This is a genomic window from Nocardia nepalensis, assembly GCF_048910785.1.
In the GTDB taxonomy this organism is placed as follows: domain Bacteria; phylum Actinomycetota; class Actinomycetes; order Mycobacteriales; family Mycobacteriaceae; genus Nocardia; species Nocardia nepalensis.
On the sequence record NZ_JBKBET010000017.1, the window covers coordinates 192,886 to 200,762 of the forward strand.

Annotated in this window: 11 protein-coding genes and 1 rRNA gene; 4 read left to right on the forward strand and 8 right to left on the reverse strand. The window is 65.8% G+C overall.

Annotation, left to right across the window (positions count from 1 at the left end):
• Positions 1–50 precede the first annotated feature (50 nt).
• From ACHQ4I_RS10445 to ACHQ4I_RS10455, 3 genes are all read left to right on the forward strand, one after another.
• Positions 51–515, forward strand: a complete 465-nt coding sequence (locus ACHQ4I_RS10445) for a peroxiredoxin (protein WP_420771481.1) — start codon at positions 51–53, stop codon at positions 513–515.
• An 87-nt stretch (positions 516–602) separates the two neighbouring features.
• Positions 603–1,196 (forward strand): permease, encoded by a 594-nt coding sequence (locus tag ACHQ4I_RS10450; protein WP_420771482.1) that lies wholly within the window; start codon positions 603–605, stop codon positions 1,194–1,196.
• A gap of 226 nt (positions 1,197–1,422) precedes the next feature.
• Positions 1,423–1,872 (forward strand): MarR family winged helix-turn-helix transcriptional regulator, encoded by a 450-nt coding sequence (locus ACHQ4I_RS10455; protein ID WP_420771502.1) that lies wholly within the window; start codon positions 1,423–1,425, stop codon positions 1,870–1,872.
• Between the two features lie 27 nt (positions 1,873–1,899).
• Here ACHQ4I_RS10455 and hisI read toward each other — a convergent pair whose 3' ends face one another.
• The 6 genes from hisI to ACHQ4I_RS10485 form a co-directional block, all read right to left on the reverse strand.
• Positions 1,900–2,262, reverse strand: a complete 363-nt coding sequence (hisI, locus tag ACHQ4I_RS10460; protein ID WP_420771483.1) for a phosphoribosyl-AMP cyclohydrolase — start codon at positions 2,260–2,262, stop codon at positions 1,900–1,902.
• 454 nt (positions 2,263–2,716) lie between these two features.
• Complete coding sequence (locus ACHQ4I_RS10465; protein WP_420771484.1) at positions 2,717–3,343, reverse strand: LLM class oxidoreductase; 627 nt, start codon at positions 3,341–3,343, stop codon at positions 2,717–2,719.
• Positions 3,344–3,389: 46 nt separating this feature from the next.
• Positions 3,390–4,163, reverse strand: a complete 774-nt coding sequence (gene hisF / locus ACHQ4I_RS10470; RefSeq protein ID WP_420771485.1) for an imidazole glycerol phosphate synthase subunit HisF — start codon at positions 4,161–4,163, stop codon at positions 3,390–3,392.
• Positions 4,164–4,208: 45 nt separating this feature from the next.
• Positions 4,209–5,024, reverse strand: a complete 816-nt coding sequence (locus ACHQ4I_RS10475) for an inositol monophosphatase family protein (RefSeq protein WP_420771486.1) — start codon at positions 5,022–5,024, stop codon at positions 4,209–4,211.
• 8 nt (positions 5,025–5,032) lie between these two features.
• Complete coding sequence (gene priA / locus ACHQ4I_RS10480; RefSeq protein ID WP_420771487.1) at positions 5,033–5,764, reverse strand: bifunctional 1-(5-phosphoribosyl)-5-((5-phosphoribosylamino)methylideneamino)imidazole-4-carboxamide isomerase/phosphoribosylanthranilate isomerase PriA; 732 nt, start codon at positions 5,762–5,764, stop codon at positions 5,033–5,035.
• A 62-nt stretch (positions 5,765–5,826) separates the two neighbouring features.
• Entirely contained in the window at positions 5,827–6,279 is a 453-nt protein-coding gene (locus ACHQ4I_RS10485; protein WP_420771488.1) for a MarR family winged helix-turn-helix transcriptional regulator, read from the reverse strand.
• Positions 6,280–6,378: 99 nt separating this feature from the next.
• On the opposite strand from ACHQ4I_RS10485, the gene ACHQ4I_RS10490 reads away from it, so the two are divergent.
• Positions 6,379–6,909 carry a nuclear transport factor 2 family protein gene (locus tag ACHQ4I_RS10490; RefSeq protein WP_420771489.1) on the forward strand — a complete coding sequence of 177 codons (531 nt, stop codon included), beginning with the start codon at positions 6,379–6,381 and terminating at the stop codon, positions 6,907–6,909.
• On the opposite strand, the gene ACHQ4I_RS10495 is transcribed toward ACHQ4I_RS10490, so the two are convergent.
• Together ACHQ4I_RS10495 and rrf are read right to left on the reverse strand one after the other, a co-directional pair.
• Positions 6,906–7,433, reverse strand: a complete 528-nt coding sequence (locus tag ACHQ4I_RS10495) for a hypothetical protein (protein WP_420771490.1) — start codon at positions 7,431–7,433, stop codon at positions 6,906–6,908. The genes ACHQ4I_RS10490 and ACHQ4I_RS10495 overlap by 4 nt on opposite strands.
• Positions 7,434–7,645: 212 nt before the next feature.
• Positions 7,646–7,762 (reverse strand): 5S ribosomal RNA (gene rrf / locus ACHQ4I_RS10500).
• Positions 7,763–7,877 lie beyond the last annotated feature (115 nt).

Genomic DNA, 7,877 nt, shown 5'->3' on the forward strand with positions numbered 1-7,877 from the left:
GGGACATAAGGGGGAAGCAAGCCGACCGCCCGCCCGGTACTGTCCCCGGTATGCAGACAGGTCAGCTCGCTCCCGAGTTCGAGCTTCCCGATCAATCCGGCACACCGCGTTCGCTCGAGGCCCTGCTCACGAACGGTCCGCTGGTGCTGTTCTTCTATCCCGCCGCGAATACGCCGATATGCACGGCCGAGGCCTGTCACTTCCGCGATCTGTCCGCCGAATTCGCCGCGCTCGGTGCGTCGTGTGTCGGCATCAGCACCGACGGCGTCGACACCCAGGCCGGATTCGCCGCCAAGCAAAACCTCGGGTACCCACTGCTTTCCGATGCCGACGGCAAGGTCGCCGCCGAGTTCGGCGTCAAGCGCGGATTGCTCGGCAAGCTCACACCGGTCAAACGCCAGACGTTCGTGATCGACCGGGATCGCAAGGTCGCCAAGGTGATCACTGGAGAGTTGCGCGCCAATGTGCACGCGGACGAGGCGCTGAAATTCCTGCGCGAGCGCGCACTGCAGTAGCCGATAACCGCGGATTCGCGTTGGCCGCCATGAAAATGCCAGGTCCATAGGCATCGATCTGCAGGTTGCCCGACATACGCTGGATTCATGACTTCGAGCGAGGTTCGGCCGGACGGGCAGAAATCCACGCTGGCCACGTGGCGCACTCGGATCATCGGCGCACTGGCGGTCGTCGCCGTACTGGTCATCGCCTATCTCATCCTCGCCGCCTTCATCCCCCGCTGGTGGGCGCAGCGCATCGCGGAGATGGTCGACGGCAGTTTCAGCAAGGGCATCGGCTGGGGTCTGGCGTACGGCTTGTTCGGTACCGCCATACCGCTGGTCCTGTTGCTGTTCGCCGCGCTGATCTGGAAGCGGCGGGCCGGGAAGTTCATCGCGGGCGCCGCGGCGTTGCTTGCGGTGATCGTGGCGATTCCGAATCTGATGACCCTGTCGATCGTGCTCGGCGACGGCAGTGCCGCACATGCCGGTCAGCGGATCCTGGATGTCGACGCACCCGCCTTCCGTGGCGCCTCGCTGGTCGGCGCCATCGTGGCGACGGCGGTTTTCCTCGCCGCGATATGCCTGATCGCCTGGCGTCGGTGGCGGCGCAGGCATCCCGGAAAGCCGGCGACTCCGAGCGCGCCGACAACGCCGCCCGCTGTCGCTCCGCAAACGCCGACAGTTACGCAGGACACGTAGCCGACAGGCCTACCAGCGTTTGTGAGTGACCTCACGTAGCGCACCAAGTTCATGACGGTCGAGCGAAGTCGTGGCAAACTCATTCACGCGAGTGGCCGTGAACATGCTTTTCATTAATCTCTAGGTTCGCTAACAAGAACACGTCACTTGGCTCGAAAGAAGGCATCCAGTGACGAAGTGGCTCGACCCGGACGAACAACGAGCTTGGCGCGCGATCGTGGCGTTGATGACACGTCTACCAGGCGCTTTGGATACCCAACTGCAGCGCGAATCCGGGGTGACGCATTTCGAATACTGGGTGCTCACGCTGCTGTCGGAAGAACCGGGCCATCGGCTGCAAATGAGTGAGCTTGCCCACAAGGCAAATGCATCGCTATCACGACTGTCCCATGTGGTGTCGAAGCTGGAGCGAATGGGCTGGGCGCAACGATCAGCAACCACAGGTCGCCGCGGCGTGCAGGCGGTGCTCACCGACGACGGCTACTCGAAGGTCGTCGAGGCGGCGCCCGGTTATCTGGATGCCGTGCGCCAGTTGGTATTCGACGGTCTCGATACCGGACAAACAGCACAACTCGCCGACCTCGCCGAGCTACTCGCCAGGCAAGTAGTCGACACGCTGAACCAAACCGGACGGTCGGCGGCGGTCGAGGAGCCCGGCGATCAGCCGAATTCATAGGAGCCGCGCGAGATTCGATACCTCGGCTCAGCTGTCGGCGAGCAGCAGGTTGTCGGCCAGTAGTAGGTCGGAATCGAAGCAGGTGTGGGTGCCGGTGTGGCAGGCCGCGCCCTGCTGGTCCACGACCAACAGGATGGTGTCGCCGTCGCAGTCGAGGCGGACCTCGTGCACGTACTGGGTGTGGCCGGAGGTCTCACCTTTGACCCAGTACTGCTGGCGCGATCGCGAATAGTAGGTCGCCTTACGGGTTTCCAGCGTGCGGGCCAGCGCCTCGTCGTCCATCCAGGCAACCATCAGCACATCGCCGGTGCCGCGCTCCTGCGCGACCGCGGCGACGAGTCCGGCGTCATTGCGCTTGAGCCGGGCGGCGATGGCGGGGTCGAGAGTCATATCACCGTTATACAGGGCAGCGCCCGCCGTTCCGCACGCGCCCGGCACCCGGCGAATTCGGGCAAATATTAATCGCCTGCGAGATTTCCTGTCTGATTCTCCGACGTTCACTACCTGGTTTCGGCGGCAATTGTCGCGCTCATGACCATTGCACATTTCCGCGTACGCGAATTATGTCGAGTTGATTCCGCCGGGCAGTGGGTGGCGACCCGTTCTTCACTGCTCGGGCAGCGGAATCAGCTCGAGGTGTTCAGCCGCAGTCTTTTTGGTGCAGGTGGACCGGCCGGACACCAGGTTCACCCCGCCGCGGTGGGCGACCAACCACTTACCGCAAACACAGCGCAGATAGCGAACCGAGCCATGCGTCGACACCAGCATCGGCGCGGGCCAAGAACATGAGGGACACATGGCGGACATGGACGCTAAGCCTGGGTAACCAACGGGCAGATAGCAATCACCGCTGCGGCGTGGCGGCCGAACTGGTGTGATTCAGATCGCCGAGCACCTGCCAGGTGCGCTGACGGTCGGCCTCGGTGCTCAAATCGGTTTGGGCGACAACGACGTCGGTCGCGCCCGCTTCGAAATAGGCGGTGATCTGGTCGGCGAGGGTTTGCTCGTCGCCGATGACGGCCAGTTCTGCGGCGTGCGATGCGCCCGAGAGCTCGATCATTCGCTTGTAGGACGGGATTTCGTTGTAGAAGGCCATTTGTTCGGTCGCCGCGGCGCGTGCGGTGTCGATATCGGCCGTGACCACGCCGGGCACCATGGCGACAATCCGGGGGGCGAGGGCGGCCGGCTTCTTCGGCGGCGGCGGTGATGGGCGTGACGATGTGCTCGGCGAGCGCCTTGGGGCCGACCAGGAAAGGCATTGCGCCGTCGGCCAATTCGGCGGTGACCTGGAGTGCCTCACCTGGCGTCCGACGATGCCCGCGAGGCCGATGGTGTCGTGGGTGAACAACTGGCCGAACCACAGTGAGCTCAGGCCGACGTCGACGGCCTCCCGTCCCAGCGCGACGGCGGCGTCCGCCGCATTGTCGGTGGCGTCGATGGCGAAGGGGGACAATGCGATTCCGATGCTCATCCCTCGTGCGACGGCGAGCAGCACGTCACGCATTCCGCCTGCGGGGTTAACGCACCACGATCTGTTCGGCGCGCATGGCGGCCTTCACCTGCGGGATGGTCAGGTCGCCGAAGTGGAAGACGCTGGCCGCGAGTACCGCATCGGCACCGGCGTGGACGGCGGGGGCGAAGTGTTCGATGGCACCCGCTCCCCCGCTGGCGATCACCGGCACCGAGACCGCCTCGCGCACGGCCCTGATCATGGGCAGATCGAAACCCGCCTTCGTGCCGTCCGCGTCCATCGAGTTGAGCAGGATCTCGCCGACGCCCAGTTCGGCTCCGCGCACGGCCCATTCGATGGCGTCGATGCCGGTGCCGCGCTTACCGCCGTGCGTGGTGACCTCCCAGCCGGAGGGGGTGTCGGGCTGCCCCTCGGGGACGGTGCGGGCGTCCACGGACAGCACGATGCACTGGGAACCGAAACGCTCGGACATTTCACGCAACACCTCGGGGCGCGCGATGGCGGCGGTGTTCACCGACACCTTGTCCGCACCCGCACGCAGCAGCCGGTCCACATCGTCCACCGTGCGCACGCCGCCGCCGACGGTGAGCGGGATGAAAATCTGCTCGGCCGTGCGGGTTACGACATCGATCATGGTGCCGCGGTCACCGGTGGAGGCGGTGACGTCGAGGAAGGTCAGCTCGTCGGCGCCTTGCAGGTCGTAGGCAGCGGCGAGTTCGACGGGATCGCCCGCATCGCGCAGGTTTTCGAAGTTGACGCCCTTGACCACCCGGCCCGCATCGACATCCAGGCACGGAATCACGCGTACGGCCAATGTCATCGGCTAATCCTCCTCGAATCATGCCGTGTCCCCTCGTGCGCGACCTCACGCATCGTCGGCGACCGTGCAAATCATTTCCAGCAGTTCCTCATGTACGCCGGGCGCGGCGGCCAGCACCGAACCCGAGGTGATGGTCCACGGCTCGCCCGCCAGATCGGTGACGACACCGCCCGCCGCACGCACCAGCGCCACGCCCGCGGCGTTGTCCCACGGATGGTGGCCGAAAACAATCGCGCCGCCGAGCACACCCGATGCGGTGAACGCCAGGTCGATGCCGGTGGAGCCGTGCATGCGCACCCGCGAGGACAACCGGCTCAGCGGACCCAGCAGGTTGAAACGGAACCGGCCCGGAATGCGCCCCGCGGAATCCACATTGAACGCGCCGAAGCCGATCATCGCCTCGCTCAGCTTCCCGCGCGGCAGCGGGGGCAGCGGTTCGCCGTTGAGCAGCACCGGACCAGTGGAGGCCGCCGCGTAGCGCTGGCCGAGCAACGGCAGCCAGGTCAGCCCGAGCAACGGCTCCCCGTCGTGCACCAGCGCCAGCAGCATGCCCGAAAGGGGATGTCCCGACGAGTAGTTGAAGGTGCCGTCGATCGGATCGAGCACCCACGCCGTGCCGGAGGTGAGCTGCGGTCCGCCGAATTCCTCACCGTGCACCTCGATTCCGGTGCGCTCTTCGAGCTGCGCGGAGATGGTGCGCTCCAGCTCCAGATCGAGTTCGGTCGCGAAATCGTTGCGGCCCTTGGCCACCGCGCTCGGCGCGCCGACCCCCTCGACGAAACGGGGGCTGGCCGCGTCGAGGATGTCGCTGGCGACATCGAGCAGTGCCGTTAGTTCGGTGTCGAGGCGGTTGGCGGTCATCGAATCGGTCAGCGCACCGCGGCCAGTGCCTCGGGCAGCGTGAAACGGCCCGCGTACAGCGCCTTGCCGACGATCGAACCCTCGACGCCCTCGGGGACCAGTTCGGCGATGGCGATCAGATCCTCGATGGTGGACACGCCGCCCGAGGCGATGACCGGTGCGTCGGTAGCGGCGCACACATCACGCAGCAGATCCAAGTTGGGGCCGGTGAGGGTGCCGTCCTTGGTCACATCGGTGACCACGTAGCGCGAGCAGCCGTCGCGCTCGAGGCGTTCGAGCACCTCCCACAGATCGCCGCCGTCACTGACCCAGCCGCGGCCGCGCAGCCGGTGCTCACCGTCGATGATCCGCACGTCCAGACCGACGGCGATGCGCTCGCCGTACTTGGCGATGGCGCGGGCGCACCACTGCGGATCCTCCAGCGCGGCGGTGCCGAGGTTGACCCGGGCACAACCGGTACCCAGCGCGGCCTCCAGTGACTCATCGTCGCGGATGCCGCCGGACAGCTCCACCTGGACATCGAGTTCGCCGACGACCTTGGCCAGCAGCTCCCGGTTGGAGCCACGCCCGAATGCCGCGTCGAGATCGACCAGATGCACCCACTCCGCACCGGCTTCCTGCCAGGCGAGCGCCGCGTCGCGCGGGGAGCCGTAGTTGGTTTCGCTGCCCGCCTCCCCCTGAACAAGGCGCACGGCCTCTCCATTGGCGACATCGACAGCAGGTAGCAGCACAAGACTCACGGATGCAGTTTAGTTGCTCGCTCCGCGCGCCCTATCCCCGGCCTGCGGAAATACCGGCGCGGTCACCCGTGGGCATGATCATCGAGGATGCGGGTGAGCAGCCGGACGAGTTCGCGGCGCTCGTCGGTCGAGAGGGCGGCCAGCAACTCGTCTTGGGCGCCTTCGATGCGGTGATCCAGTTCGGCCAGGTGGCGGGTGCCCGCCTTGGTGATGGTGACGATATTGCGGCGGCGGTCGCCCGGATCCGGATTGCGTTCGATGAGACCGCGCTCGGCCAGATCGTTCAGCGCGGCGACGATATCGCTGCGATCAATGCGAGTGCGTCGGCCCAGGTCGGCCTGGCTGGCCGGCCCGAATTCGCCGAGCGTGGTGAGCAGGGCGTAGTGGTAGCGGCGTGATCCGGTCGCGTCGAAGGCGCGCTCGGTCGCCCGATTGGCCAGGATGGCCACCTGGTTCACCAGTCGGGTGGGCAGGGCGCGCAGCCTGCCCGGTGTGTCCTCGTGCGCGATCTCCATGGGTCAAATGTAGCAACACTTGTTGGTGATACCCACGATCTGTTAGGTTGGCTTCACCAACGTTGGACCGACCAACGTTTAGTGCGAAAGGTTCGACCGATGAACAAGATCCGCCGCATCCTCCCCCTGGCTGCCCTGCCGCTGGCACTGCTCGCCGCGTGCACGACCGCCACCGCCAAGGACGACACGACCCAGCGCCAACTTCGAGAGCTGGTGGACCGCAACGAGATCACCGCATTGGTCGACCGGTTGGGCCGCGCCTTGGACGAGGGACGCTTCGAGGACTTCCGTGCGATCTACACCGCCGACGCGACCGCGAAAACCCCTGGTGGCCGGGCCGAGGGCGTCGATGCGCTGATCGCCCAGGCCAGCCGGAATCACTCCGACGATAAGCGCGTTCAGCACTTCATCAGCAACGTGATGATCGATCTGCGCGGCGATACCGCCACGGTGCGGGCGAATCTCATCGCCACCTTCACTCCGGCCGCGACCGCCGAACCGCGAACCGCGCCCGAGCCGCAGTTCACCCTCGGCGAGGTCTACCGCTTCGACGCCGTCCGAACCACCGCGGGGTGGCGACTGTCGCGAGTAGAGACGACTCCGGTGTGGTCCACCGGCACCCGGCCTTAGGCCAGTTGCCGGAACCGCTCGTCGGCCTTGGCGAGAACCCGTGTGCGATAACAGCTCAGTGTCGCGGCGACCGCGAACACCGCGGTCGCCAGGGCCGCCGCTATCCGAACCCACTCGCCCACCTGGAATTCGGTTGCCGCGCTCTCGATTTCGGCGAGACTGTGCCGGGAACGTTCGTCGAACAGGATCGTCGCGCGCGGCCACAGATAAAGGATCGACAGCAGGAACTGCCCGCTGATGAGCGAAATCACTGATGCGGCGATCCATCCCCGCGCGAGGCGGTACCGGACCGCCGCCGCACAGGCGATCAATGCGCACACTGTCAGCGCCCCGCCGAGCGGGCGCATGACATCGCCGACCGCGACCTCGCTCATGAACTGCTGAGTCTGTGCCAGTGACTCGGGCACATCGCGAAAGATATTGGGGTACAGCATGATCGTCTCGGTGAGGGCGGCCGCGAACGCGAAACTCGCGACCGTGGCGTAGACACCGATGACGCTCAGCGGAACCGTTGCGGACCTCATGACGACCTCCTCGTCACGACCGTAAGCCGAGGCCGCGGCGCGGCGGATCCGGAAGCAGCCCCCATATCCACGACATCCGGGGTCAGGGTCTACCCTGAGAAGCACTGCGTAGCCGACATCGGCCAGCTCAGGCTCGGCCCCGAAAACCGTTGTGGGGCACGCTGATACGCAAAAAGGCCCCCAACTGTTGTTGGGGGCCTTTCGCAAGGATGTTCCGGCGGTGTCCTACTCTCCCACACCCTGTCGAGTGCAGTACCATCGGCGCTGGTGGCCTTAGCTTCCGGGTTCGGAATGGGACCGGGCGTTTCCCCACCGCTATAGCCGCCGTAACTCTATGAAACTGTCACAGAGAGCAACCCACACCCACCCCAGGGGGTTTGTGTGGTGCATCTGTATCTGTGTGTTGTTTCAGATACCGCACAGTGGACGCGTAGCTTCTTTGTT

Coding starts and splice junctions, on each gene's coding strand:
- ACHQ4I_RS10445 (WP_420771481.1), top strand. CDS start 51: ATGCAGACAGGTCAGCTCGCTCCCGAGTTCGAGCTTCCCGATCAATCC.
- ACHQ4I_RS10450 (WP_420771482.1), top strand. CDS start 603: ATGACTTCGAGCGAGGTTCGGCCGGACGGGCAGAAATCCACGCTGGCC.
- ACHQ4I_RS10455 (WP_420771502.1), top strand. CDS start 1,423: ATGACACGTCTACCAGGCGCTTTGGATACCCAACTGCAGCGCGAATCC.
- hisI (WP_420771483.1), bottom strand. CDS start 2,262: ATGACTCTCGACCCCGCCATCGCCGCCCGGCTCAAGCGCAATGACGCC.
- ACHQ4I_RS10465 (WP_420771484.1), bottom strand. CDS start 3,343: ATGAGCATCGGAATCGCATTGTCCCCCTTCGCCATCGACGCCACCGAC.
- hisF (WP_420771485.1), bottom strand. CDS start 4,163: ATGACATTGGCCGTACGCGTGATTCCGTGCCTGGATGTCGATGCGGGC.
- ACHQ4I_RS10475 (WP_420771486.1), bottom strand. CDS start 5,024: ATGACCGCCAACCGCCTCGACACCGAACTAACGGCACTGCTCGATGTC.
- ACHQ4I_RS10485 (WP_420771488.1), bottom strand. CDS start 6,279: ATGGAGATCGCGCACGAGGACACACCGGGCAGGCTGCGCGCCCTGCCC.
- ACHQ4I_RS10490 (WP_420771489.1), top strand. CDS start 6,379: ATGAACAAGATCCGCCGCATCCTCCCCCTGGCTGCCCTGCCGCTGGCA.
- ACHQ4I_RS10495 (WP_420771490.1), bottom strand. CDS start 7,433: ATGAGGTCCGCAACGGTTCCGCTGAGCGTCATCGGTGTCTACGCCACG.